General features: G+C 64.6%; 23 protein-coding genes and 4 pseudogenes. 14 read left to right on the top strand and 13 right to left on the bottom strand.

Going from position 1 to position 23,823, the window contains the following annotated elements; translation table 11 throughout:
- Positions 1–245: 245 nt before the first annotated feature.
- The 6 genes and pseudogenes from IPK66_10750 (at position 246) to IPK66_10725 (ending at position 3,566) form a co-directional block, all read left to right on the top strand.
- Positions 246–497, top strand: coding sequence for a helix-turn-helix domain-containing protein (locus IPK66_10750; GenBank protein ID MBK8175712.1), 252 nt, complete (start codon positions 246–248; stop codon positions 495–497).
- A complete protein-coding gene (locus IPK66_10745) occupies positions 494–682 on the top strand; it encodes a hypothetical protein (GenBank protein MBK8175711.1) in 189 nt (62 codons plus the stop codon). The genes IPK66_10750 and IPK66_10745 overlap by 4 nt, the downstream gene beginning before the upstream one ends.
- A 162-nt stretch (positions 683–844) precedes the next feature.
- On the top strand, positions 845–1,297 hold the full coding sequence (locus IPK66_10740; protein MBK8175710.1) for a transposase: 453 nt from the start codon (positions 845–847) through the stop codon (positions 1,295–1,297).
- A gap of 109 nt (positions 1,298–1,406) precedes the next feature.
- Entirely contained in the window at positions 1,407–1,868 is a 462-nt protein-coding gene (locus IPK66_10735; GenBank protein ID MBK8175709.1) for a transposase, read from the top strand.
- A pseudogene (tnpB, locus tag IPK66_10730) lies at positions 1,865–2,211 on the top strand (IS66 family insertion sequence element accessory protein TnpB). The gene IPK66_10735 and the pseudogene tnpB overlap by 4 nt, the downstream one beginning before the upstream one ends.
- 44 nt (positions 2,212–2,255) lie before the next feature.
- A pseudogene (locus IPK66_10725) lies at positions 2,256–3,566 on the top strand (IS66 family transposase).
- Between the two features lie 102 nt (positions 3,567–3,668).
- On the opposite strand, the gene IPK66_10720 reads toward IPK66_10725, so the two are convergent.
- From IPK66_10720 to ppk2, 6 genes and pseudogenes are all read right to left on the bottom strand, one after another.
- The gene (locus IPK66_10720) at positions 3,669–4,769 is read right to left on the bottom strand and encodes an IS1595 family transposase (protein ID MBK8175708.1); all 1,101 of its coding nucleotides are present in this window, start codon (positions 4,767–4,769) and stop codon (positions 3,669–3,671) included.
- A gap of 245 nt (positions 4,770–5,014) precedes the next feature.
- Positions 5,015–5,149, bottom strand: a pseudogene (locus IPK66_10715) (IS630 family transposase).
- A 139-nt stretch (positions 5,150–5,288) separates the two neighbouring features.
- Positions 5,289–5,627 (bottom strand): exosortase system-associated protein, TIGR04073 family, encoded by a 339-nt coding sequence (locus IPK66_10710; protein MBK8175707.1) that lies wholly within the window; start codon positions 5,625–5,627, stop codon positions 5,289–5,291.
- A gap of 115 nt (positions 5,628–5,742) precedes the next feature.
- On the bottom strand, positions 5,743–6,699 hold the full coding sequence (locus tag IPK66_10705; protein ID MBK8175706.1) for a DUF1311 domain-containing protein: 957 nt from the start codon (positions 6,697–6,699) through the stop codon (positions 5,743–5,745).
- Between the two features lie 67 nt (positions 6,700–6,766).
- Positions 6,767–7,488 (bottom strand): annotated as a pseudogene (locus IPK66_10700) (helix-turn-helix domain-containing protein).
- Positions 7,489–7,746: 258 nt separating this feature from the next.
- Positions 7,747–8,661, bottom strand: coding sequence for a polyphosphate kinase 2 (ppk2, locus tag IPK66_10695; GenBank protein MBK8175705.1), 915 nt, complete (start codon positions 8,659–8,661; stop codon positions 7,747–7,749).
- A 380-nt stretch (positions 8,662–9,041) separates the two neighbouring features.
- Between ppk2 and IPK66_10690 the strand changes: the two genes are divergently transcribed.
- From IPK66_10690 to hemB, 3 genes are all read left to right on the top strand, one after another.
- Complete coding sequence (locus tag IPK66_10690; GenBank protein MBK8175704.1) at positions 9,042–9,218, top strand: hypothetical protein; 177 nt, start codon at positions 9,042–9,044, stop codon at positions 9,216–9,218.
- Positions 9,219–9,423: 205 nt separating this feature from the next.
- Positions 9,424–10,701 (top strand): PLP-dependent transferase, encoded by a 1,278-nt coding sequence (locus IPK66_10685; protein ID MBK8175703.1) that lies wholly within the window; start codon positions 9,424–9,426, stop codon positions 10,699–10,701.
- Positions 10,701–11,729 carry a porphobilinogen synthase gene (hemB, locus tag IPK66_10680; protein MBK8175702.1) on the top strand — a complete coding sequence of 343 codons (1,029 nt, stop codon included), beginning with the start codon at positions 10,701–10,703 and terminating at the stop codon, positions 11,727–11,729. The genes IPK66_10685 and hemB overlap by 1 nt, the downstream gene beginning before the upstream one ends.
- 78 nt (positions 11,730–11,807) lie before the next feature.
- Here the strand turns inward: hemB and IPK66_10675 are convergent, their stop codons facing one another.
- Positions 11,808–12,272, bottom strand: a complete 465-nt coding sequence (locus IPK66_10675; GenBank protein MBK8175701.1) for a chemotaxis protein CheW — start codon at positions 12,270–12,272, stop codon at positions 11,808–11,810.
- A gap of 104 nt (positions 12,273–12,376) precedes the next feature.
- A complete protein-coding gene (locus IPK66_10670) occupies positions 12,377–13,228 on the bottom strand; it encodes an alpha/beta hydrolase (protein ID MBK8175700.1) in 852 nt (283 codons plus the stop codon).
- 244 nt (positions 13,229–13,472) lie between these two features.
- Here IPK66_10670 and IPK66_10665 point away from each other — a divergent pair, with 244 nt between their 5' ends.
- Positions 13,473–15,893: a penicillin acylase family protein gene (locus IPK66_10665; GenBank protein MBK8175699.1), complete on the top strand. Its 2,421-nt coding sequence runs from the start codon at positions 13,473–13,475 to the stop codon at positions 15,891–15,893.
- A gap of 31 nt (positions 15,894–15,924) precedes the next feature.
- On the opposite strand, the gene IPK66_10660 is transcribed toward IPK66_10665, so the two are convergent.
- Entirely contained in the window at positions 15,925–16,170 is a 246-nt protein-coding gene (locus tag IPK66_10660) for a hypothetical protein (protein ID MBK8175698.1), read from the bottom strand.
- Positions 16,167–16,676 carry a flavin reductase family protein gene (locus IPK66_10655; protein MBK8175697.1) on the bottom strand — a complete coding sequence of 170 codons (510 nt, stop codon included), beginning with the start codon at positions 16,674–16,676 and terminating at the stop codon, positions 16,167–16,169. The genes IPK66_10660 and IPK66_10655 overlap by 4 nt, the downstream gene beginning before the upstream one ends.
- Before the next feature lie 192 nt (positions 16,677–16,868).
- Here IPK66_10655 and motA point away from each other — a divergent pair, with 192 nt between their 5' ends.
- The 4 genes from motA (at position 16,869) to IPK66_10635 (ending at position 20,764) form a co-directional block, all read left to right on the top strand.
- The gene (gene motA / locus IPK66_10650; protein ID MBK8175696.1) at positions 16,869–17,732 is read left to right on the top strand and encodes a flagellar motor stator protein MotA; all 864 of its coding nucleotides are present in this window, start codon (positions 16,869–16,871) and stop codon (positions 17,730–17,732) included.
- Positions 17,733–17,742: 10 nt separating this feature from the next.
- Positions 17,743–18,627, top strand: coding sequence for a flagellar motor protein MotB (motB, locus tag IPK66_10645; GenBank protein ID MBK8175695.1), 885 nt, complete (start codon positions 17,743–17,745; stop codon positions 18,625–18,627).
- Positions 18,628–18,728: 101 nt separating this feature from the next.
- Positions 18,729–19,490: an arginyltransferase gene (locus IPK66_10640; GenBank protein ID MBK8175694.1), complete on the top strand. Its 762-nt coding sequence runs from the start codon at positions 18,729–18,731 to the stop codon at positions 19,488–19,490.
- Between the two features lie 161 nt (positions 19,491–19,651).
- The gene (locus tag IPK66_10635) at positions 19,652–20,764 is read left to right on the top strand and encodes a TRAP transporter substrate-binding protein (GenBank protein ID MBK8175693.1); all 1,113 of its coding nucleotides are present in this window, start codon (positions 19,652–19,654) and stop codon (positions 20,762–20,764) included.
- Between the two features lie 43 nt (positions 20,765–20,807).
- Here the strand turns inward: IPK66_10635 and IPK66_10630 are convergent, their stop codons facing one another.
- The 3 genes from IPK66_10630 to IPK66_10620 are packed head-to-tail and all read right to left on the bottom strand — an operon-like array spanning position 20,808 to position 23,804.
- On the bottom strand, positions 20,808–22,466 hold the full coding sequence (locus IPK66_10630; GenBank protein ID MBK8175692.1) for a TRAP transporter large permease subunit: 1,659 nt from the start codon (positions 22,464–22,466) through the stop codon (positions 20,808–20,810).
- On the bottom strand, positions 22,466–23,020 hold the full coding sequence (locus IPK66_10625) for a TRAP transporter small permease subunit (protein ID MBK8175691.1): 555 nt from the start codon (positions 23,018–23,020) through the stop codon (positions 22,466–22,468). The genes IPK66_10630 and IPK66_10625 overlap by 1 nt, the downstream gene beginning before the upstream one ends.
- Before the next feature lie 31 nt (positions 23,021–23,051).
- Positions 23,052–23,804 carry a hypothetical protein gene (locus IPK66_10620; protein MBK8175690.1) on the bottom strand — a complete coding sequence of 251 codons (753 nt, stop codon included), beginning with the start codon at positions 23,802–23,804 and terminating at the stop codon, positions 23,052–23,054.
- Positions 23,805–23,823 lie beyond the last annotated feature (19 nt).

Genomic DNA, 23,823 nt, shown 5'->3' with positions numbered 1-23,823 from the left:
CCAAAGCGGAAGGAACATTATTCGCACTTGCCGAGATACCAGCTCGCCATGCCGATCAGCACCGCGCAGGCGACACGGACAGAAATTTCGTTTCCGGTTCCGTGATCGAGATGACCGACCGAAAAGAGCGCGGGGCCCACCAAGGCGAAAATGGACCTGCGGGACAACCGCCCTAAGCAGGATTCCCTTGGGCGATCCACATATGGCAGGCTCTGGTGGAGGGATCACTGGATTTTGGTGTTGTCATGGCGGGTCGTCCTCGGGTGGTGGCGACGGCGGAGCAGTGCGAGGAGTTGCGTGCGCTGGCCGGTTCGCCGGATCGGGCGGAAGCGGATCGGGCGCGGTCGATTTTGTTGTCGCTGCAGGGTTGGTCGAGCGCTCGGATTGCCGAAGCGTTTTCGGTCGAGCCGAACAGCGTGCGCCATTGGCGCTGGACGTTCGGTCGCGAGGGGTGGCGGGCCTGCGCGCCCGCAAGGCACCGGGGCCGGAGCCGGTGAAGGCGCGGGCGGCGCTGGCGGTGGTCTCGGCAGTGCTGACGGACGAGGTTGCCGATCGGCGGAACTGGACGCTGCCGCGGTTGCAGAACGAGATCGAGCGGCGCACCGGCGAGCGGATTTCCAAGTCGCGGCTGAGCGTGGTGATGCGCAAAAAGGGGGCTGGCGGCGACCCCGGCACACGCTGAAGGGGCGGCAGGACGCCCAGGCCGGTCGATCGCTCCGGCCTGCGGCTTCGTCTGCTGAAGCAGCAGGCCCAGGCCGGCGACATCGTGCTGCTGTTCGAAGACGAGTCCGAGGCGCTCACCCATCCTTATCTCGCGCATGTGTAGGCCGGGCGCGGCGCCGACCTGCGCGTCGCAGCGCCCGGCCAAGCGCGCAAGGTGGCGATGATCGGCGCGCTCGACTTCGCGGCCGGCACGCTGGTCGTCGAGACCAGCCGGAGCAAGCGAAGCAGCGATTTCATCGCTCTGCTGACGCGGCTCGACGAGCTCCATGGCCCGCGCCCCGGCCGACCGACGAAGCCGGTCGTGCTCGTCATCGACAACGGTCCCATTCATACCAGCAAGGCGTCGCGTGCCGCCCTCGCCGCGCGGCCATGGCTGTGCGTCGAATGGCTGCCGAGGTACGCCCCCGAGTTGAACGACATCGAACATGCTTGGCGTGACCTGAAGCGGCATTTCCTCGCCCATCAGACCTTCCGAGACCTCGACCATCTCGACCGCGCCATCCATGCTGCCGTCACTGACCTCAACAACGAACGCCAATCCAAAACGTGTGCAAACCTACGAATCGCTGCTTAGCTCCAAATCCGAGCCAAATGGTACGCATCCGGTGATGGCCGCCTTGTGGTGAGGCGGGATTTTGTGCGGCATTTGGCTCGGATTTGGAGCTAGCGGCAGCGCAAGATCGATGTCTTATCGTCAGGGTGAGGTACTGGGACGGGTCGAGCGGCGGCGTCGGTTCTCGCTCGGGCAGAAGCTTGCGGTTCTGGCGGAGGCGTCGGCGCCGGGAGTGGTGATCTCGGCGGTGGCGCGGCGGCATGGGCTGCTGCCGGCACAGGTGTTCAAATGGCGGCGTCTGGCGGCGCTGGTCGTGATCGACATCCCCGGTGCTTCGGAATTGCCATCGTTCGTCGCCGTCGAGGTCGCGGAAGACGCGGTCGCGAACGAGGTGGCGGCGACGGAGGCCGTCGCGGCGGGGCCTGCGGGCAGGGCTGCGGGTGTGCCGGCGATGATGCCGCCCGCGAAGCCTGGGCAAGGCCGGTCGGGGGTGATCGAGATCGAACTCGGCGCGGGTCGCTGTGTCCGCGTGGTTGGCGATTTCGACGCCGAGGCGCTGCGGCGGGTTCTGGACGTTTTGGATCGGCGATGATTGCCGTTCCGACCGGCGCCCGGGTGTGGCTGGCGACCGGACACACCGACATGCGGCGCGGCTTCGATGGGCTGGCGCTGCAGGTGCAGGAAAGGCTGAAGCAGGACCCGCACTGTGGTCATTTGTTCGTCTTCCGTGGAAGACGCGGTGACCTTTGAAGATCCTTTGGCACGACGGCCAGGGCCTGTGCCTGTTCGCCAAACGTCTCGAACGCGGTCGGTTTCTGTGGCCGTCGGCGGCCGATGGAACGGTGACGATCACGCCGGCGCAGCTCGCGTATCTGCTCGAGGGCATAGACTGGAGGATGCCGCGGCGAACCTGGCGTCCGATCGCCGCCGGATGAGATAACAGCTTACAAAGGCGTGAGAATCTGATTCAGTTCGGGTCGTGATGACGACGCCCGAGCCGCTGCCCGCCGACCTCGCCGAAGCGCACGCGATGATCATCGCCGAGCGCGCGGCCCGGTGTGCTGCCGAGGCCGAAGCGGCGATCGCGAAGCAGACGAAGCGGGTTCTCGACCTGGAAATCGAGCGCCTCAAGCTGGAGATCGCCCGGCTGCGCCGGCAACGGTTCGGCACGTCGTCCGAGCGCAGCGCCCGGCTGGAGCAGCTGGAGCTGGCGCTGACCGAGCTGCAGGAGACCGTCGCCCAGGCCGATGCCGCGGCCGAGCTGCGGGCGGCGGAACGGAGCCCGACCCCGGCGCGCAGCGCCGCGACGCCACGCAAGCCGGCGCGCCGGCGGTTGCCGGAACACTTGCCGCGCACCCGCGTCGTGTATCCCGCGCCGGCGACGTGTCCCTGCTGCCGCTGACCGCGGCGATCGAGGCGCACGTCCGCGCCGCCGCCCGCATCCACGCCGACGAAACGCCGGTGCCGGTGCTGGCGAAGGGCAAGACGAAGGAAGGTCGGCTGTGGACCGTCGTCCGCGACGACCGGCCGTTCGGCGGTCCCCACCTGGACGGAACAGGCCCGCCGGCCGCCGTCTTCTTTTATTCGCCCGACCGCAGCGGCGTGCACGCCGAACGCTTCCTCGCGGGCTGGATCGGCATCATGCAGGCGGACGCCTTCTCCGGCTTCGGCCGGCTGTACAAGACCGATCGCCGGCCTGGCCCGATCACCGAGGCCGGCTGTTGGGCACATGGCCGCCGCGGCTTCTTTGAGCTGGCGGAGCTGCAGCAGGGGCCGATCGCCATCGAGGCGGTCAAGCGGATCGACGCGCTGTTCGCGATCGAGCGCGAGATCAACGGCGCCTCGGCCGAGCAGCGTCTGGCCGTCCGCAACCAGCGATCCCGCCCGCTGATCCTCGACCTCGAAGCCTGGCTCCGCGACCAGAACGCGAGGCTGTCGGCGAAGTCGAAGACGGCAAAAGCCATCGACTACCTGCTGAAGCGCTGGACCGCCTTCACCTGCTTCCTCGACGACGGCAGGGTTTGCCTCTCGAACAACGCCGCGGAACGCGCGTTGCGTGGCATCGCCGTCGGCAGACGCAACTGGACCTTCGCCGGCTCGGACGAGGGCGGTCGTCGCGCGGCGGCGGCGATGTACACCCCTGATCGAGACGGCGAAGCTGAACGGCATCGATCCCCGCGCCTGGTTGGCCTCCGTCCTCGCCCGCCTTCCCGGCCACCCCACCAGCCGCATCCACGAGCTGCTGCCCTGGAACTGGCAGGCACCAGAGCCAATCAGCACCGCCGCATAGCCGCTCACAACTGCGCCGGTCCGGCAACCCACTCCAGCCGCGGCCCTCGCCGGATGGGTACAGATCGGTTGCCGCGCCGGTCGCCACTGGCCAACGCCGCGTTTATAAGCAAAACGCAGCGATTGGCGATTTGATCGAGATGCTGCCGTTGCGGGTTCGGCGGAGTTGGCGGCCGACGGCGGTTCTGAGGACCGCAACGAGTTGCATAGCAGGCGGGATGCGGTCCCAGAGGGTTCGAACGTGCTCCCGTCCACGGGGTGACCGGCGGGTGGTCTGGCCCGCGACGACGCGCTGTGACCACCGGAAGCCCATCTCGTGGAAGTAGAGGTCGGCGTGCTCCGGACTGATATGATGGAACACGCCGGCGACGGTACGGCGGACGCGGGAATTGAACCCCTCGACGGAATTGGCGTGGACCGTGCCGCGCGCATATTCGCGCTTGGCATGCTGAACCGTATCGTGCGCTGCGAAGCTCTGGCCGACGGCGGCAAAGGTGCTCCACGCATCGCTCATCAGATGGGTCGCGGCCACGTCGATCTCCTTCTCGAGGACTCGTTCGGTCTCGACGGCAGAGAGGTCGACCACCACCGAGGCCCGTGCGCCACCCGCGACCGTCCCGATCTCCGCGTCACGCGGTCGTTCGACCACCGCGAGGACGCACGCCTTGGTCGTCCGCTTCTGGCCTTTCCGGCCACGGCCGACCGGCGGTGTGTCCCGCTGTTTGCGCGGACGGCCGCCAAGATAAAATTCGTCGATCTCGACCGTTCCCTCCAGCTGGGTCTCGCGCGCCATCATCAGCCGCAGGGCGTGCCCCATGCGCCAAGCCGTGGGTTGGCTCACGCCGAGGGCCTCGGCCAGGCGCACCGACGACAGCCCCTTATCGGATTGCAGGGTCAGCCACAGCGCCTTCAACCAAGTGGCGAGCGGCAGCTTGGTAGAGTGCAGCGGCGTTCGTGTCGTCACCGTGAACTGGAACCGGCAACTGCCGTTCGAGCACTGGTAGAGACCGGGTCTCGCCCGCCAATTCCCCATATCCCGCCCGGCGAGCGCGATCGAACGTCGGTATCCACACGCCGGACAGACCCGCCCGGTCGGCCAGATCATGCTTTCCATCAGGCGGCGGCAGCGCTCGTCGCTGAACGCTCGCACCATGTCATCGACCGTCCTGATCCCAGCCAGCGTCGATCGAACCAAATCTGACATCGCCACCACCCGACTATCGCGAACGTCACTAGAATCAGCCAGAAAGCAGCTTTGTTCAACGATTTTGCTGCGTTTTGTTTGTAAACGCGGCCAACGCCAAGGCGCTTCACTCATGACGCAGGGGCTTCGATCGGGTCGCTCTTGGCAGCCGGCTTCCCGCGCCCGCTCGGTGACCGACACACCAGCCCGCAGCCCGGGTTAAGTTGCAGGGCGGGTCTTCGAGCGGATTCCGTTCAGTTTGGATCTTAGCCGGACGAGGAGAAGTAGCTGGCGCATTCGTTGGGCTGGAAGATGTCGACGAGTTTGCCGATGAGGTTCCAGAGTCCTGAGACGGTTCGCCCCGCTGCCTTGCGCAGCATGGCCTTGAGCCGGGCGATGGCCGGGCGGCCCTGCCCGATCGCGTCGCCGTTGAGAGCTTAGCCCATCGCCCCGACAATCAGCAGTGTGCGCGTCCGCGCAAGCCGTTCGACCATAAGTGGGGCACTTGCGCCGCGCCAGTGTCCGCGCCCTAAAGCCGCGTTACTCGAAGTAATCCCACGGGTATTCGGGGTGAAGGATGGGGCGGTAGCCGGACGGGGCTGGAAACGGCGCGGAGACGAGTTCGTAGACGCCGATGAGCTCGCGGGCGACGATCATGCCGAGACCCTTGGCGAGACCGATCGGCACGCCGATGGCGCCTTGTTCGTTCGTCTCCTTGACAACGTTGCCCGGCAGTTCCATGAAGCCGCAAGTGATGCCGGCTATGCCGCGGCCGAACTTGCGGGCCGCGGTCTGAGCCTCGGCCGGTGCGATGAGCGCGATGGTGAGCGAGGCAGCGAGAGCGAGGGACACGGCAAGGATCAAGGCTTGTGAGCGCATCGCGATCGACCTTTGGCGTTAACGTGGCGATGTGGACCGGCGGGCGAACGTCCGTCTATGGTGTGCTCTTGAGTACGCGCGATGACATGCGGGCCACCGCGCGCCGGTGCAAGTCTTACTTCTGCGAGAACGGCCGGTAGCCGTCGGGCAGCGAGTAGGCGAAGGGCGCATCACCGAAGTTGGCGACGATCAGTTCACCGTCGAGCATCGCGCCCATCTCGGCGCTCGAGGTAACCTCGGCGCTGTAGGGACGGCCAAGCTTGATGTCGAGGCCGCCGGAGCTACCCGGCGCGTCAGCCCAGGTGCCGTTCTGGCGGCTGTAGACCTTGCCTTGGGCGAGGTCGACGGCGACGCCGTAGACCAGCGGCGAGGCCCTGGCGGAGGTCTTGCGGATGTTGATCAGGTTGCCCAAACCGCCGCCAGACTCGCTGGCAACACCGATCCACAGGGCCGTCTCGGCCTGCTTGGCGATCGCGCCCCGGTCCATGCGCACTTCGAAGTACCACTTGCCGGTCGAATGCGTATTCGGCGAGATGATCTCGTAGCGGGCGTTATCGGCGAGATCATCCTCCCCCTCTCCTTCCTCGTCGACCGAGGCCGACGCCAGCATGTCCTCGAGCTGGGCGACGCGGGCGCGGGTGAAGCGGACCACGCACACGGTCTTCTTGGGATCGGCGAGGATGGTGCGCATCCAGCGTTCGCGGTCACTCTCCTTGCTGTCGAGCGCGCAAGCCCGATCGCGCTGCTTCAGCCACGCCCGCTGGTCGTCGCGCAACTTCAGCTTCGTTGCATCGTCAAGTTTCCCGCGCAATTCCTGATAGGTTGCATTGATCGTCTGATCGCTGTCGCGCAGCTCCTGCTCAAGGCAGGCGGAGACGTCGGCGCTGGTCTGCGGATTGTCGCAGTCGAGCGCCAGAGCCGGGCGGCTCGTCAGCGCCGCGCCCATGACGGCAGCGACGAACGCAAAAGCGGCACAGCCAAGACCCTGGTGAATGCCCTTCTTCATTGGCGCAAGCCCCCTGTCGCGTGGTTCGGATGCGGCGACGTTGGTATCGTCCTTAGCGGATGCCAAGACTACACCCCAACCTAGTCATTCTCCAGCGCCGCGGCGGCGAGGCACGGCGATGGCTGTGCTGACCGATCAACTTCTCTCTGCCGATCGGCAGGGAGTCAAGGAAGGTTTGTATCAATATCTTGCCGTAACGCCATCGCCCTGGCGGTGCGAACCTCGTTGTATTGACGGAGCCATTTGTCCGGGTCGGCCTGTAGCTCGGCGATCGCCACCTTCGAATAGCGTCGACGAAGCTCTGCGATAGATGCAGCCGCCCCCCTTCAGCGTGCCGACGGAGAAGGTGTCCTGGGCACCGCAGTAACCGGAACAGGCGCTGTCGAACTCACTGTGCGCCTCCTTGTCGGTCTTCGCCTTCTCCAGAGCGGCGAGTTGGCTCTCGGTCAGGATCGGCCGCCCCGCGCCACCCTGGCCTCCAAGGCTTTCAGCCGCTTCGCCATGGTGGTAAGGTGGTGGCGAACCCAGATACACTGCGGACGCCGGTGAGGGGGACGCGGAGGCCCTCTTTCGCCAGCTCGTTGGCCATCCGTATGTGTCCCCAGGCCGCCTGCTCCCCAGCCAGATCGAGGATGCGCCGTTCGATCGTCTTGGCCATCCGATTCTTCGGGTTCGGCACCCTACGCGACATCTCGATCAGCGCCGCCTCACCATCCTTCTCGTATAGATCTCTGAACCGGTAAAAGCTGTCGCGGGAAAAACCCACGATCCGGCAGGCGTGGCTGACGCTGCCGAGCTGCTTCGCCAGCTCCAGCATCCGATCTTGTTGCAGATAATCTTTTCGGCTCCGGTCATCGTGTCGACTCCTCGCCCCGATACCCCATTGTCTACGCTCGGAGACGACACCCCCACCATCCCAACCTGTCAGATTTAATCTAAACGGATGCATGTCGTAGCTGCGCCGACACTGCCGATCCAAGGCTCAACGCCCGTCTTGACAAGTCGTGCGGTGTATTTGATCGACAGATAGTGGGCGGATTCAAGCGGTTGTCGCAATACTTCGACCGAGGAGAGTGCGATAAGCGCTCTCGAGGCTCGTACTTATGTACGGGATCAATATCGCTGCGGAACGTACAACTCCTGCGGCAGAACTTTTCGCTCGTACTCGGGGTTGAAAACCCGGTCCGGTAAACTGATCGGCTCATGCTGGACCTCCGCATACGGGATCTGGTCGAGCAGATGGTGAATGCAGTTCAGGCGCGCGCGTTTCTTGTCGGTGGCTTCGACGATGAACCACGGAGCCTCGGGAATGTTGGTGCGGGCGAAGGTTTCTTCCTTGGCCTTGGTATAGGCTTCCCAGCGAACGCGCGACTGAAGGTCCATCGGGCTCAGCTTCCATTGCTTGAGCGGATCGTGGATGCGCATCAAGAAACGTAACTGCTGTTCCTCGTCGGTTATCGAAAACCAGTACTTGATGAGGCGGACGCCGGACCGCACAAGCATGCGCTCGAACTCCGGCGTGTCCTGGAAGAATTGGTCGACTTGCTCCTCGGAGGCGAATCCCATCACCCGCTCGACGCCTGAGCGATTGTACCAGGACCGATCGAACAAGACGATCTCGCCACCCGCCGGCAAATGCGGCACATAACGCTGGAAATACCATTGGGTGCGTTCGCGGTCGCTCGGCTTTTGCAACGCCACCACCCGGCAAATACGGGGATTGAGTCTCTGCGTGATCCGCTTGATGACACCGCCCTTGCCGGCGGCGTCCCGGCCTTCGAAAATCACCAGGATTTTTTCGCCCTTCGCCTCGACCCAGTCCTGGAGTTTGATCAGTTCCGCCTGCAAGGTCAAAATCGCCCTAAAATAGGTCGCGCGGTCTATGCTCGGCGGATGTTTTTGTTTGTATATCCGGCGTAGCTCCATGGACAAAGCCGGCTCAGATAGTTCCAATTCGTAATCTTCGTCCAAGGCGTCTTCCAGCTCTGCCTCTAGCCACTCCTTAACGTCTCCGTCTAAATTCCCCATTATTTTTCTCCATTCCGAATGATGACCGAGGGCTCCTCGACAAGGTAAGCAGCCATGCCTGCCTCCCCCCGGCAATCCCTGCCATGCGGTGTTCTCGACGCTTCCGGCTTTGCAGGGACTCATCGTTACGCTTCCGCAGCGCGCGACGAGACGGCGCCCGATCGTTGCCGTACGCCCGTCAACCATCTCGCAGATTAGCCACGAGGTGAAACTTCGTGTCGACCACAAAGAGTCAGGAACTGACCTGCTGCCGCTTAGGGAGCTTCTGCGTATGCAGACGAGCGAGCAGACGCCGAGCACCTGCGATCTTGTTCGCCTCGATCGCGTCTGCAAGGGCAAGACGCCGCGCGACGAAGACTGGATGAGCGGGACCGATCCTGATGCGCCATCTGATTGGCGCCGAGACCCCGAAGGTGGTCACAGCCCGTGGCCGGGTGCTGCTATTCGTCGTCCACAGCGAGGAAATCTTGGCGATGCTTTTCTTCACCGTCTCTGACGCCGACGACCGCGGCGATTCCGCCCTCCTCATTGTCGCCGTCACCACCGACCCGACATGATCACGGCAGATACATCGTCAACGAGCTGAAATGGTGATCAGCCGGCCTTGCCTACGGGAGAGCCAAGCAAATGCTGGCGATTTTGGCGGGCGGCCGTGTATGGTTATAGGTGTATATCTGCTCCGCGTTCGGCTGGAGCCGTGCCAAGCGCAGGCGATAAACGAAGCGATAAACATAGAGGACAACCTTCGTGAGCCCGAAGAGGATGCATCCGGAGACAATCGCCGTGCACGGCGGATATCGCAGCGATCCTGCGACCGGCGCCGTCGCCGTGCCGATCTACCAGACCACGTCGTACCAGTTCCACGACACCCAGCACGCCGAGAACCTTTTCGCTCTGCGCGAACTCGGCAACATCTATACCCGGATCATGAATCCGACCTGCGATGTGCTGGAGACGCGGCTGACAGCGCTTGAGGGTGGCGCTGCGGCGCTGGCTTGTGCCTCCGGGCAGGCGGCCTCGACCCTCTGCATCCTCAACCTGTGCCAGGCCGGCGACAATTTCGTCAGCTCCACTGACCTTTACGGCGGCACGTGGAACCTGTTTGTGAACACGCTCGCATCCCTCGGCGTCGAAGCGCGCTTCGTCGATCCAAGCGATCCCGAGGCGTTCGTGCGCGCGAGCGACGCACGCACACGCTGCTGGTATGCGGAAACGCTGCCCAATCCCAAGCTGCAGGTCTTCCCCATCCGCGAGGTCGCCGACCTCGGCCGGGCGATCGGCGTGCCACTGATCGTCGACAATACCGCGGCGCCGGTGATCTGCCGGCCGTTCGAGCACGGCGCCGCCGTGGTGATGTATTCGACGACGAAGTTTATCGGCGGGCACGGCACGTCGATCGGCGGCGTCGTCATCGACGGCGGTAACTTCGACTGGCAGGCCCACGCCGAGCGGTTTCCGACGCTCAACCAGCCCGACCCCAGCTACCACGGCGCCGTATGGGTGGAAGCGGCCAAGCCGCTGGGGCCGATCGCCTATATCCTGCGGATGCGCGTCGTCCTTTTGCGCGATATCGGCGCCGCGATGAGCCCGTTCAACGCCTTTCAGTTCATTCAGGGCATCGAGACCCTGCCCCTGCGCATGCGCGCGCACTGCGCCAACGCCATCGCCGTCGCCAACTTTCTCGCCGAGCACAGAAAGGTCGAAACGGTGATCTTCCCGGCGCTGCAGAGTGGCGAGAAGCGCCGGCGGGCCGATGCCTACCTCACCGGCGGCTACGGCGCGCTAGTCGGCTTCGAGTTGCGCGGCGGGCGCGATGCCGGGCGCCGGTTCATCGACGCGTTGAAGCTCGTCTACCATGTCGCCAACATCGGCGATGCGCGGACGCTGGCCATTCATCCAGCCTCGACGACGCACTCGCAGCTCTCGGCGGAAGACCGCCTCGCCACTGGCGTCTCCGAAGGCTACATCCGGCTTTCCATTGGCATCGAGCATAGCGACGATATTCTGGATGATCTTCGCCAGGCCCTGGACGCCGCCTGATGCACGGGAACTTGCCACCACCACCGGCGCGCCCGCCGCTCGGCGCATTTCCTCGTACCCGGCTGCGGCGAAATCGCAAAACCGCTTGGTCACGGAGCCTTGTCGCCGAACACCGCCTCAGCCCGGCGGATCTAATCTGGCCGGTGTTCGCCGTCGACGGCGTAGGGCGGCGCGAGCCGATCGCCTCGATGCCCGGCGTCGATCGTCTGTCGTGCGACCTTCTGATCGAGGCCGTCGGCGAGGCGGCGGAGCTCGGCATTCCGGCCGTCGCCGTCTTTCCCTCGGTCGATCCGGCGCTGAAGACCCCCGATGCGCGCGAGGCGCTGAACCCCGACAATCTCGTCTGCCGCGCCGTGCGGGCCATCAAGCAGGCACTGCCGGCGATCGGCGTGATCTGCGATGTTGCCCTCGATCCGTTCAGCAGCTTCGGCCACGACGGGCTGATCAAGGACGGGCGCGTGCTGAACGACGAGACGGTCGAGGTGTTGTGCCGCCAGACGCTGGTGCAGGCTGCGGCCGGCTGCGACGTGCTGGCTCCGTCGGATATGATGGACGGCCGCGTCGCAGCGATGCGCGACGTCCTCGACGCTGCCGGCTTCATCGACGTGCAGATTATGTCCTACGCGGCGAAGTACGCCTCGGCGTTCTACGGGCCGTTTCGCGACGCGGTCGGCTCGGCCTCACAGCTCAAGGGGGATAAGAAAAGCTACCAGATGGACCCGGCGAACGCCGTCGAGGCGCTACGCGAAGTCGCGCTCGACATCGACGAGGGCGCCGACATGCTGATCGTCAAGCCCGGGCTGCCCTACCTCGATATCCTGCGCGCCGTCGCTCAGACATTCGGCATGCCGACATTCGCCTATCAGGTCAGTGGTGAGTATGCGATGCTCAAGGCCGCCGCGGCCCATGGCTGGATCGACGGCGATGCCACGCTGCTCGAAACCCTGATCGCGTTCAAGCGTGCAGGCGCGGCCGGTATCCTCACCTATACCGCCATTGAGGCGGCACGATTGCTCCGCCGCGGCTGATCCCCGCGCGCGGACGGCCCCGTCGGCGCCAGCCGACATCAAACAGTCCGGCGCGAGCCGCCATCAAGCAGCCCGGCGTTAGCCGATATCGAGCAGACGATCGACGTCGAGGACGACCATCAGGCCGTCTTCGAGGCGATAGACCCCGTCGGTCACGTCGCGCCAGGCGCAATCGAGCGTCGAGGGCTTGTCTTCACGGCGATACTGCGGCAGCTCGATGATGTCGCCGATCTGATCAACGAGCAGCGTATAGAGCTCGCCGCGAAAGTCGACGGTCACGCCCATGCTGGGCTTGCCGTCGTCCCGCTCGACCAGCCCGAGCCGGGTTCGCACGTCGACGACCGTCACGATCCGACCGCGTAGGTTGATTGCGCCCTTGATCGAGGCCGGCGCCAGCGGCACCGGCGCGATCCGCTCCGGCATCAGAATGTCCTGTACGCGGAACACCGGAACGCCAAATGTCTGACCCGCGACGTTGAAGGTGGCGAAGGTCTGCGCTTCCCCTCCCACGTCGTCATCCGCGACCGCCAGTTCCGCCGTCATCATGTTGCCCATGCGACCACTCGCTCAGAAAAACCGTGTGGGCCGGTTCTACACTGGCGATAGTTAACGTCGGCTGAACGCCAGGGGCGGCGGCGTCATCGTCCTCAGCTCAACAGCCACGCGCGAACGGCGGCGATCTGCGCCTCGTCCATCAGCATCGGCGCGTGGCCGACCCCGGGAATCTCGATCAGCTCGGCGCTCGGTCCGCGGGTAAGCATCTCCTGCGCCGTTTCGTGAAGCAGAATATCGGACTCCGCGCCGCGCAAAATCAGCACCGGACAAGAAATTGTCTCCCAAAGGCCCCACAGATCGACATCCGAATCGAACCCCTCCTTGAACGGTGCGGCGATCCCCGGATCGTAATTCAGCCGCAGGCCGCCTGTGGCCGGATCGATTCGGGCGCTGTGCTCGGCGAGATGGCGCCACTGCGCGTCGCTCAGCGCACCGAACGGCGCATTGATCGTTCGCAGGTAGGCTTCGAGGGCGGCAAGATCGGCGAATTCAGGGTCCTTGCCGACATAGGCGGAAATACGCTGCAGCGCGCCCCGGGCGATGAAGGGGCCGATATCATTGACGACGAGTCGGCGGATCGGGCTGTTCGGCTGCGCGGCCAGCATCATGCCGAGCAGGCCGCCGAGCGAGGTGCCGACCCAGTCCACCTGCTCGACATCGAGACGGGCGATCAGCGCCGCGAGATCGGCGGCATAGGTCGGCGGCCGGTACTCTGAGTGCTCGGACAACCAGTGGCTGCGTCCACGGCCAGGAAGATCGGGACAGATGATGCGGGCGTCTGCCTGTAGCGCCGCCGCCAGATGATCGAAATCGTGACCATTGCGGGTCAGGCCATGGACACAGACGATGCTCGTGCCGGCGGCGCCGTCCGTCCATTCGCTATAGACAATCTTGTGGAAGCCGTGCGCTCCCAGGCTGGAAAAACTTTTTTCGACCATGGGCATGGCGGTTTTGCGGGCTCCGTTACGATTGGCAAGGCAAGCGGTCCGGCGATCGGGCCGGCGACGTGGGCACCGCGAACGCGGCTGAGAAGATAATGGCGCGCCCGGCCGCACTGCGCCAGTCTGCTCGTACCTGTCTGTTCGCGCCAACTGCTGGCGACGGTCCATTCGCCCGCACAGGCGCGTCGCGCTCGACGCGGGAATTTCCGCTTGATCTTCGCATCATCGGCGCCGCAGAACATCGCCCATGCCTCGGTGGTCAACATGGGCGATCCGGCTGGCCGCGATGTTCGCCGTAGTCGTTGCCGCAGGGATCGCATGGCTGTTCGCCTCGGCGTGGCCGACGACCGGCGCCCGGAAGATCGCCGGGCTCACCGCGCCGGTGGAGATCCTGCGCGACGCCTGGGGGGTGCCGCATATCTTCGCGGGAAGCGGGGAGGATGCTGCCACCGCGCTCGGCTGGGCGCACGCAGAAGACCGCCTGTGGCAAATGGAGATGACGCGCCGCCTCGGCGCCGGCCGCCTCGCCGAAGTTTTCGGTGCCTCGGCGCTGCCGTCGGACCGATTTATGCGCACGCTCGGCCTCTACCGCCTGGCGAAACAGCAATTCCCCTTGCTTTCCACCGGAACCCAGCACCAGCTCACAGCCTACGCCGTCGGTGTCAATGCCGCGATCACCGCGCGGCGCTGGCGATTGCCGCCGGAATTCTTGCTGTCGGGCGTCGAACCCGAAGCCTGGACGCCGGCGGATTCGCTCGTCTGGCTCAAACTGATGGCGATGCGCCTGTCGGCCAACTATCGCGACGAGCTTCTGCGTGCCCGTCTCGCCCAGAGGCTCAGCGCCACGCAGCTGCGCGCGCTCTGGCCGGACGATCCTCCCCTCGACCCCCGCGCGCCCCTCGGCGCCGCATCGCCCCTCGATCCAAACGTCCTCGGTCGCCTCGCCCTCCTCACGGCCGGCCCGCCCGGCCAGCCCCAGGGTGCCTCGAACGCCTGGGTCATTGCCGGCGCGCGCACCACGAGCGGGCTGCCCATTCTCGCCAACGATCCGCACCTCGCCTTCCAGTTGCCGCTACCCTGGACTCTCGCCCGGATCACGACTCCCGACGGCACCCACACCGGAGCCACGGCCCCCGGTTTTCCCGCAATCATCCTCGGACACAACGATCGCATCGCCTGGGGGATTACCAGCTCCGATATCGATGTCGAAGACGTGTTCGTCGAGCGCACCCGTCCCGGCGATCCTGGACACTACGACGCCCCGCAGGGCCCTCTTGCCTTCCAGGTGAGCGAAGAGGTGATCAAAGTCGCAGGCGGCGAGCCGGAGCGGCTGATCGTGCGGCGCTCGCGCCATGGCCCGGTGCTGTCCGATTTGGGGGTCAGCGTCCCTGAGCCAGCGGAAACACCAGCGAGCGACGGCGGCTCGTCCGGCGCACCGCTCGCCGTGGCGCTCGCCGCGACTTGGCTCGCCGAGGACGACCGCACGCCCGATGCCCTCCTCGCCGTCGGGAACGCGCGCAACTGGGACGAATTCCGCGCCGCCGCCGGGCTGGCGACAGCGCCGCAACAGAACGTGTTCTACGCTGACGTCGACGGTCATATCGGTTTTATCGCCGCCGGACGCATTCCGTTACGCCGCAACGGCGATGGCCGGATGCCGGTACCGGGATGGACGGGCGACTATGACTGGGACGGATTTCTGCCGTTCGAGGCCCAGCCGCAGGCGGTTGATCCGACGGCAGGCGTCCTGTTCAACGCCAACAACCGCCCGATGATCGAGGTTAGCCCGAGGTCCGCCGGCTACTGGCTGATCCACGGGTCCTGGGACGACGGCTTTCGTGCCCGGCGCATCCAGGACCTGCTCGCCGAAGCGCCTCCGCAAAGCCTCGATGCCGTCGCGGCGATGCAGATCGATGCCGTATCCTTGTCGGCGCGCGCACTGTTGCCGCGTATGTTGAGCGCGCTGCCGCATCCGGAGCGCCACGCCGTCATGCTCGATCTGCTGCGCCGCTGGAGCGGCGCGATGGACCGCTCGCGTCCGGAGCCGCTGATCTTCACCGCCTGGCTGCGCGAACTGGTGCAAGAGCTGACCGCCGATGCCCTTGGCCCCGAATTCGAGCGCTATTGGGCGGATCGCCCGCGCTTCGTCGAGGCGAGCTTGACGGGCGAGAACGGCTGGTGCGCTGCCCTTGCCGCATCCGGCGGCTTTGATTGCCGCGCGCGCGTCCAGGCGGCCCTCGATCGGGCGATCGATGGCCTGCGCGCGACGCTCGGCGACGACGTGCGTGCCTGGCAGTGGGGAGAGCTGCATCGCGCCCGCTTCGATCACCCGTTCTGGCAGCACGTCCCGCTCATCGGCGGTTTCGCCAGCCGGAGCATCGCCGACGATGGCGGCAACGATACGATCAATCGCGCGGCGATGCGCTTTTCCGATCGGCAAGATCCCTATGCCGCCGTTCACGGCGCGGGGTTTCGCGGTGTCTATGATCTTGGCGATCTGAGCCGCAGCCGCTTCGTCCTCGCCGCCGGCCAGTCCGGCAACCCACTATCGGCGCACTACCGTGACCAGATGCCGATGTGGCGCGATGGCGACGGCGTGTGTCTTGATCAATCTTTGGATTCCCTGCGGTCTCGCGCCTCTTCGCGCCTGGTATTGCACCCGGAATAATCCTGGACACCGCCCGCGAAACCCGCGCCGTTCAGCCGGTGGGCATGTCCAAGGTGAGGGCGCGCATGACCAGCGCGCTGTCGATTACTCCCCGCGAGGCGATTTTCAGTCCGGCGCTGTGCCCGTAGCATTCTGGCCCCGCGTCACTCCAGCGAACGAAACCAGCGGCGAGCACCGGCGCGGGCGCGAAGAGTTGTGCGACGTAGCGATGCATGAACTCCCGTGGAAACAGCACCGCGGCGTCGCCGGCCGGCGCACGAAGGATGATGTATTTCACGACTCGGCAATGACCGGCGGGAGCGCGGCGGAATCGATCCGTTCGTACGCTCCGCGAAAGCGCAGCAAGGGCCGCATGTTGTGCTCGAGGTGGACGTGCTCGACCCGGCCGACGACGATGTGGTGGTCCCCCTCGTCATGCAACGACGAGCGGGTGCATTCGAGGCTGGCAAGACACCCCTTGAGACGAAAGCAGCCGTTGGCGCCGATTGTCCCCTCGACGCCGACGAACTTGTCCTCCCGCCGCGAGGCGAAGGCGTCCGACAGGTGTGCTTGCGTTTCGCTCAGGACATTAACGGTGAAATGCCGGCCGGCGAGCCAGGCGGCGATGTTGGCGCTCTGCTTACCGATGCAAAACAGCACCAGCGGCGGATGCAGGGACAGGGACGAAAAGGCACTGATTGTCACGCCGGCCGGCCGGCCATCCTTGCCGACCGTGGTCACGACGCACACACCGGACGCGAAACGGGCAAGCGCTTCGCGGAAGGTATTGGGATTGACGCTCACGAAAGCTCCCCGGTCATCTCGGCGCAAAAAGCGCGCGTGAGATTAACACGTAAATAACCATCGGCTGCTAGCGTATCGCTCGGCTGCCCTTCCAGAACCGTCGAACGGAGCAGATCGGAAGCAGACGATGGCGAAGCTGTCTACGTAGGAGCACACGTTCAGGTCCGTCAAGCAACGAAATGAGTTGAGCCAATGCTTTGTATCGTCGGATTGATTATTGTCCTCGGGTGTGTCGTCGGCGGATATATCGGCGCCGGCGGACATCTTGAGGTGCTTTTCCAGCCGTTCGAATTCATCATCATCTTCGGTGCCGCGATTGGCTCGTTCGTCGTGTCAAACCCGATGTCGATCATCAAGGGGACGATGAAATCCTTCGGCACCCTACTGAAAGGCTCGAAGCTGAAGAAGGACAGCTACATCGAGCTGCTGTCGATGCTGTTCGCCACGTTCAAGCTGTCGAAATCCAAAGGGGACCTCGCGCTCGAATCGCACATCGACAAGCCTGAAGAGAGCGCTCTGTTTCAGGGCTATCCCGGCTTCGCCAAGGATCACCACGCCGTCGAGTTCTTATGCGACAACCTGCGACTGCTGACGATGGGAACGTGTGCGCCGCATGAGCTTGAAGCGGTGATGGACGCCGAACTCGATGCGCACCATGCCGACAACCACGCAATCTCGGGCGCGTTGCAGAACGTTTCCGATGCCATGCCGGCTCTCGGAATTGTCGCCGCGGTGCTCGGCGTCATCCATACCATGGGCTCGATCACCGAGCCGCCCGAGGTCCTGGGTCACCTGATCGGTGGCGCGCTGGTCGGAACGTTCAGTGGCATCTTGATGTCCTACGGCATCGTCGCACCGATGGCCAAGTCGGTGGAGAATACGCATACCGCCGATGGATTTTACATGATGTGCATCAAGACGGCGCTCATCGGCCACGTGCAGGGCTACGCGCCGCAGGTCTCTGTAGAATTCGCCCGCAAGATCCTGCCTGGAGCGGTCCGCCCGTCGTTCGCCGACATGGACGCCGCCTTCCAGACCGTCCAGCTTCCGTCCTGAGGACCACACCATGGCGGAAAAGGGCGGCTCGGTCGTCATCAAACGGATTAAGAAGGGCGGGCACGGTCACCACGGTGGCGCCTGGAAGGTGGCGTACGCCGATTTCGTCACGGCGATGATGGCGTTTTTCTTACTGTTATGGCTGCTTAACGCCGTGCCGAAGGAAACATTGAGCGGCATTTCACAGTACTTCGCACCGATCTCGACCAAATCGAAGACCAGTGGCGGTGTCGGTATGCTATCCGGCAGGACGATCAAGAACATCGCCGTCCCGCAACCCGACGTTCCGATCACCCCTCAGGTCAGCGATAGTGCGACCGCGCAAGTCGAGCTGAAAGACACTGATGACGAGAACGACCAACCGCTGGAGCTGAGCAAGAAAGAGCTCAATGAGCAATGGAAAAAGCACGAAGAACAGCAGTTCAAGGAGGCCGAGCGTCAACTGCACGATGCGATCGGCGAAGATCCCGATCTGCGCGGGCTGTCGAAAAGCCTGGTGGTTGACGATACGCCGGAGGGGTTGCGCATTCAGATTATCGACCAGGAAGGCCTGCCGATGTTTCCCCGGGGCGATTCGCAGATGTTCGCCCATACCCGCAAGGTGCTCGAACTGGTCGCCAAGGTGATCATGCGCATGCCGCAGGACATCGACATCACCGGCCATACCGATGCCACCCGCTACCAAACCGAATCCGGGTATTCCAACTGGGAGCTTTCGGCGGATCGGGCGAATGCCGCCCGTAGAGCCCTGCTGCAATATGGCGTGCCGGAAGACCGCATCGCCCGGGTGATCGGCAAAGCGGCGACCGATCCTTTGATCGCTGGCGATCCGTCGGCGCCGGGCAATCGGCGGCTCTCGGTGGTCCTGCTGCGCGGGACTGGCGAAAAGCGATAATTTGACGAAATTGCGACGCAGTCGTCGTTCGTTCGTTCAAACGGACGCCGATCGGTGTTATTTTATCCGGGTCGTGTCGCTTTTCAGGTTCGATCGCCATCATGAAACACCGGCTGATGCCGAGTGCCCGCTTCTTTTTCGTCACGGCACCACTGCCGTGCCCTTACCTGCCCGGCCGGTTTGAACGACGACTGGTCACCGAGTTAGCCGGCCGGCAAACCAGCGGCTTCCACGATGCCCTTTCGCGGGCCGGATTTCGGCGCAGTCATGGCATTGCCTATGTTCCCGTCTGCCGGGGATGCAACGCCTGCGCCGCCGTCCGCGTTCTCGCCGGCTCGTTCTCTCCGAACCGGACTCAGCGGCGAATCGACAGGCGCAACGCCGATCTGAGCGTCACCGAGGTTCCGGCCCGCGCGACGCACGAGCAATTCGCCTTGTTTCGCTCCTACCAGCAAGACAGGCACACGGGCGGCGAGATGTCGCGAATGGATTTCTGTGACTTCCAGACCCTGGTGGAAGACACGCCCGTTGATACGGTGATCCACGAGGTGCGCGGGCCGGACGGCACCCTGCTTGGCGCCTGCCTGACCGACCGCATGACCGACGGCTTTTCCGCCGTCTACTCGTTCTTTGATTCACGCAGCGAGCGTAGCAGCTTGGGCAGCTTTATGATCCTGTGGCTGATCAAGCGCGCGCAGACCTTGAGTTTACCTTACGTCTATCTCGGCTTCTGGGTCGCGGACTGCGCCAAGATGGCCTACAAATCCCGCTTTCAGCCGCTTGAGGCATACACGTCCGGCGGATGGCAATTGCTTGACGTAAACGATCCCAAAAGCACCCGCCCGTTCCGCATAAACGCTTAGGCACCGCGGCATTCGCCTTGCCATTGTGTGGGCAAGCGGCTTGCGGTATTCGGTTTTATCACTGAACGCAGCAAAGAGCCGGCGACACCGGTCGCGGGATTCGACGCCGCCCTACCCCCTCCCGCCGCCGAACTGCCGGACCGTCACGGAGGCTTCGCCCGATGCATCGCCGCCACTTCCTCAAGGGTACCGCAGTCGCCGGAGCGGCCGGCGCCGCCACAACCACCTTCGCCGCGCCGGCGATTTCGCAAGGGCGGATCGAATGGCGGATGGTCACAACCTGGCCAAAAAACTTTCCCGGCCTCGGGACCGGCGCGGAATTGCTGGCGCAGTTGATTACCAAGGCCAGCGAGGGAAGGCTGAGCGTTAGGGTCTTTGGCGGCGGCGAACTGGTTCCTCCCTTCGAAGCGATGGATGCCGTCGCCAGCGGCTCGGTCGAGATGGGGCACGGCTCACCCTACTATTGGAAAGGCAAGATCGCCGCGGTGCAGTTCCTGACGACATTTCCGTTCGGACTCCTCGCCGCAGAACAAAACGCATGGTTCCGCTATGGCGACGGACAGGCGATCGCCGATGAACTCTATCGCCAGATGGGCTGCAAATTCTTCCCCAGCGGCAACACCGGAACCCAGATGGGTGGATGGTTCAATAAGGAAATCAATAGCCTCGAGGATTACAAGGGATTGAAGATGCGCATTCCCGGTCTCGGGGGTGAGGTGGTGAAGGCGGCGGGCGGCAACGTCGTCAACCTGCCGGGCGCGGAGATCCCGCCGGCGCTGCAATCCGGCGCCGTCGATGCGGTGGAGTGGGTCGGCCCGTACAACGACCTCGCGTTCGGCCTCTATAAAAGCGCGAAGTACTATTACTATCCCGGCTGGCACGAACCCGGCTCGACTCTCGATAATTTCATCAATCTCGCCGCATGGGAAAAGCTCCCCGCCGACCTGCAGGCCATCGTCGAAGCCGCCAACGCCGCCGTCAACGGCTGGGTGCTGAGCGAGTTCGTCGCCCGCAACAACACCGCCTTGCAGACGCTGATCCATGATCACGGGGTCGCACTGCGCAAGTTCCCGGATCCTGTGCTGGAAGGGCTCGGCAAATTGTCGGGCGAGGTCCTCGCCGATCTCGCCGGCAAGGACGAGGCGAGCCGCAAGGTCATGGACAGCCTGCTCCGCTTCCGAGCCAACGCCATGGCATGGACCAACCTTTCGGAGTCCGCGTTTTCCCAGGCCCGCGCCCTGCCCTATCCGTTCGCCAAGGCCAACGCCGGATAACGCCGGCAACCGGCCTCACCGGCCTGCGGGCGATCAGCGGCCGTCAGCGAAACAGCACCCGCGGCAGCCAGGTGACCAGTTGCGGAAACAGCGCCACAATCGCAAGACCGGCGAGCTGGATGCACACGAATGGAACGACCCCTCTATAGATATGCAAAGTTGTAATTGATGGTGGCGCCACGCCACGCAGATAGAAAAGGGCGAAGCCGAACGGCGGGGTGAGAAAGCTCGTTTGCAGGTTGATGGCGATCATTATCCCGAACCACAGGGGATCAATCCCCTGCTGGAGTAAGATCGGGCCGACGATCGGTACGACGACGAAGATGATCTCGATGAAGTCGAGAAAGAAGCCGAGAACGAACATCACTGCCATGACCGCGACCATCGCCCCGGCGGCGCCGCCCGGCAGGCCGTTCAGCACCTCGGCGACCACCCGGTCACCGCCGAGACCGCGAAACACCAAGGAGAAAACCGAGGCACCGAGCAGGATGACGAACACCATGCTGCTGATCGACGTGGTCGAGCGCATCACCTCGGCGAGGATGCCGGCCTCGTACACCCGCGCGAGGGCGACGAGCAATCCCCGCAGCACCACGGCCGACAGGGCCACGGCGAGTACGAACGCGGCGACGTCCGGCCACGGCAGCACCTCGCGCCCCATGCGCAAATCGAATAGCATATGCAGCACGATCTGGGCGCACAGGGCGAATCCGGCGGCGGTGATCGATCGCTGCGAGCCGTTGTCGAGACGGCGGCCGATGAACAGCAGCAGCGCCCACGGCCGCGACCAGAAAAACCGATGCACCGTCCGGACCGCCTCGTCCCCCTTCGACCGCCCAACGACGCGGGACGACAGGAGCAGCGCGCCGATGCAACCCACCGCCGCCGCTTCCGTCGGCGTGGCGATACCGGCCAGGATCGAGCCCAGCACCGCGAACATCAGCGCCGCCGGCGGTAGCAGCGCGTCAACGACACGCCGCCCCAGCCCCTCAACGGTTGCGGACTTGCTGACCAGAGCCGGACTTGCGGCCGGATCAACGATCGCCTTGATGAGAACCCACGTCATGTAGAGGCCGACCAGCAGCATTCCCGGCAGGATCGCGCCGGCGAACAGATCGATCACCGACAGCGGTGCCGGCGCCCAGTTGCCGGTCGCTCGCTGCGCCTCGGCGTAGGCGCCCTGCAGCATGTCACCCAGCAGAACGAGAACCACGGACGGCGGGATGATCTGGCCGAGGGTGCCGGAGGCGCAGATGACACCGCAGGCAAGCCGCGGGTCGTACTTCGCCTTGATCATCGATGGCAGGCTGAGCAGGCCCATGGTCACGACGGTAGCACCGACGATACCGGTCGACGCCGCCAGAACCATGCCGACGAAAATCACCGAAAGGGCAAGCCCGCCGCGCATGCGCCCGAACAATAGCCCCATTGTCTCAAGGAGTTGCTCGGCGATCTTCGCCCGCTCCAGCATTACGCCCATAAAGACGAACATCGGCACCGCGACCAGGACCTCGTTGACCATGATGCCGAAGTACCGCGAGGCAAGGCCACCCAGGAGGCGCAGATCGAAGTCGTGCGCGAGATTGCCAAGAAGGGCGAAGGCAAGGCCGGTGCCGGCGAGGCTGAACGCCACAGGAAAACCCAGGATCAACACGCCGCAGGCGACGACGAACATCAACAGGCTCAGCCCCTCGACGCCCATCAGCGTAGAGTATCCTTGGCTTTCGCCGTGCCGGCATTGTCCGCTTCCCCCGAGAGCAGCGTCAGCAGGGAGCGGGCGGCGAGCGAGAGCCCCTGCAAGCCGAGCAGCGCGCAAAAAACGAGAATGATCGTCTTGAGCAGGAAAAGTCCCGGCAGACCGCCCGCCTCGCGTGACGCCTCAAGCGCCATCCATGAAGAGCGGACATAAGGCATTGCGCCCACCCAGACGGTAATCAGCATCGGTGCCAGCAGGACACAGACGCCCGACAGGTCGACCCACGCCTTGAACCGTGGCGACGCCTCCCGATAGAAGATATCGACGCGCACGTGGCCATCGTGCAGCAGCGTATAGCCGGCGCCCAGCATAAACACCGCGCCATGCATCCAGACGTAGGATTCCTGCAGCCAGACAAAGCCGACGCTGAAGACATAGCGAAGGACGACGACGAGAAAAGCGATTAGGACCATCGCCAGCGTCAACCAGGCAACGGCGCGACCGATCCGCTCGTTCAGCGCATCGACGCACCGGGCAAAGACGTCAAGCGCCCTCAGCATCGCCGGGTCGCGACGCCACCATGCCGCGTCTTCACCACGTCCAGCGCAAGCCGGCTTCGGCGCCGCCGTCGGCGATCGGAACGAGGAACGCCGTGAGTCGTGAGCGGTCGACCTGCCCTGCGTACTGTTGCTTGTAGGATTGCCAGTCGTCCGCCGGCTCCCAAGGCTGCGACCAGATCTGAATTTCGCCGCCGATCACGCCGGTGACGAAAGCAATGATCCCGTCGGAGCGTTTGCCGGCCAAGCCGATGATGAGCCCTGCCGCGGCATTGACGCCGACGTTGCCGGCGTGCTGAACGACCGCGTAGCGTTCGTCGGCGCGATCGGCGTTGCGATGGAGCTGGGTTTCAGCGGCACGCAGCTTAACGATTTTTTCCTGTCGGGACGAATCCGGCAGATCGCTGATCGGATCGGCGCCATGTCGCGCCTCAAGCGGACGCAGCAACAGGTCGGCGACGCCGATGGCACCGAGACCGGCCTGCACGCCGTTGTTGATGCGATCGTCCTTATGGTTACTGAGGCCGGCCTGGATGCCAAGGATGGCGGCGCTGCCGCCGTTGATCGTCATCCAACTCCAGTACCACACCTGCCCGTGGAGGCGGTTGTCATCAAGGCGCTGCTCGATGTACGCGATGCGCTGGTCGATCGCCCAGTCGGAGAGCGCCGTATCCGTCGGCGTGATCGGGCCGCCCTCGGGGAACTCCAAAGGCACTTCAGCGGCCCGCGCCGGGCTAGTCCCTCCTGGCGCAGACATCGCCGCGAAGGTACCGGCCAGCACGGCCACCGCATGTATCCAACCCTTC

This window comes from Rhodospirillales bacterium (assembly GCA_016712595.1).
Taxonomy (GTDB): Bacteria; Pseudomonadota; Alphaproteobacteria; order Rhodospirillales; family Defluviicoccaceae; genus Defluviicoccus.
The sequence above is the reverse complement of the archived record's forward strand: the minus strand, read 5'-3'. Positions and strand labels throughout refer to the sequence as shown.

Coding starts and splice junctions, on each gene's coding strand:
- IPK66_10750 (MBK8175712.1), top strand. CDS start 246: ATGGCGGGTCGTCCTCGGGTGGTGGCGACGGCGGAGCAGTGCGAGGAG.
- IPK66_10735 (MBK8175709.1), top strand. CDS start 1,407: ATGTCTTATCGTCAGGGTGAGGTACTGGGACGGGTCGAGCGGCGGCGT.
- IPK66_10720 (MBK8175708.1), bottom strand. CDS start 4,769: ATGTCAGATTTGGTTCGATCGACGCTGGCTGGGATCAGGACGGTCGAT.
- IPK66_10710 (MBK8175707.1), bottom strand. CDS start 5,627: ATGCGCTCACAAGCCTTGATCCTTGCCGTGTCCCTCGCTCTCGCTGCC.
- ppk2 (MBK8175705.1), bottom strand. CDS start 8,661: ATGGGGAATTTAGACGGAGACGTTAAGGAGTGGCTAGAGGCAGAGCTG.
- IPK66_10690 (MBK8175704.1), top strand. CDS start 9,042: ATGCGCCATCTGATTGGCGCCGAGACCCCGAAGGTGGTCACAGCCCGT.
- IPK66_10685 (MBK8175703.1), top strand. CDS start 9,424: ATGCATCCGGAGACAATCGCCGTGCACGGCGGATATCGCAGCGATCCT.
- hemB (MBK8175702.1), top strand. CDS start 10,701: ATGCACGGGAACTTGCCACCACCACCGGCGCGCCCGCCGCTCGGCGCA.
- IPK66_10675 (MBK8175701.1), bottom strand. CDS start 12,272: ATGACGGCGGAACTGGCGGTCGCGGATGACGACGTGGGAGGGGAAGCG.
- IPK66_10670 (MBK8175700.1), bottom strand. CDS start 13,228: ATGCCCATGGTCGAAAAAAGTTTTTCCAGCCTGGGAGCGCACGGCTTC.
- IPK66_10665 (MBK8175699.1), top strand. CDS start 13,473: ATGCCTCGGTGGTCAACATGGGCGATCCGGCTGGCCGCGATGTTCGCC.
- motA (MBK8175696.1), top strand. CDS start 16,869: ATGCTTTGTATCGTCGGATTGATTATTGTCCTCGGGTGTGTCGTCGGC.
- motB (MBK8175695.1), top strand. CDS start 17,743: ATGGCGGAAAAGGGCGGCTCGGTCGTCATCAAACGGATTAAGAAGGGC.
- IPK66_10640 (MBK8175694.1), top strand. CDS start 18,729: ATGAAACACCGGCTGATGCCGAGTGCCCGCTTCTTTTTCGTCACGGCA.
- IPK66_10635 (MBK8175693.1), top strand. CDS start 19,652: ATGCATCGCCGCCACTTCCTCAAGGGTACCGCAGTCGCCGGAGCGGCC.
- IPK66_10630 (MBK8175692.1), bottom strand. CDS start 22,466: ATGGGCGTCGAGGGGCTGAGCCTGTTGATGTTCGTCGTCGCCTGCGGC.
- IPK66_10625 (MBK8175691.1), bottom strand. CDS start 23,020: ATGCTGAGGGCGCTTGACGTCTTTGCCCGGTGCGTCGATGCGCTGAAC.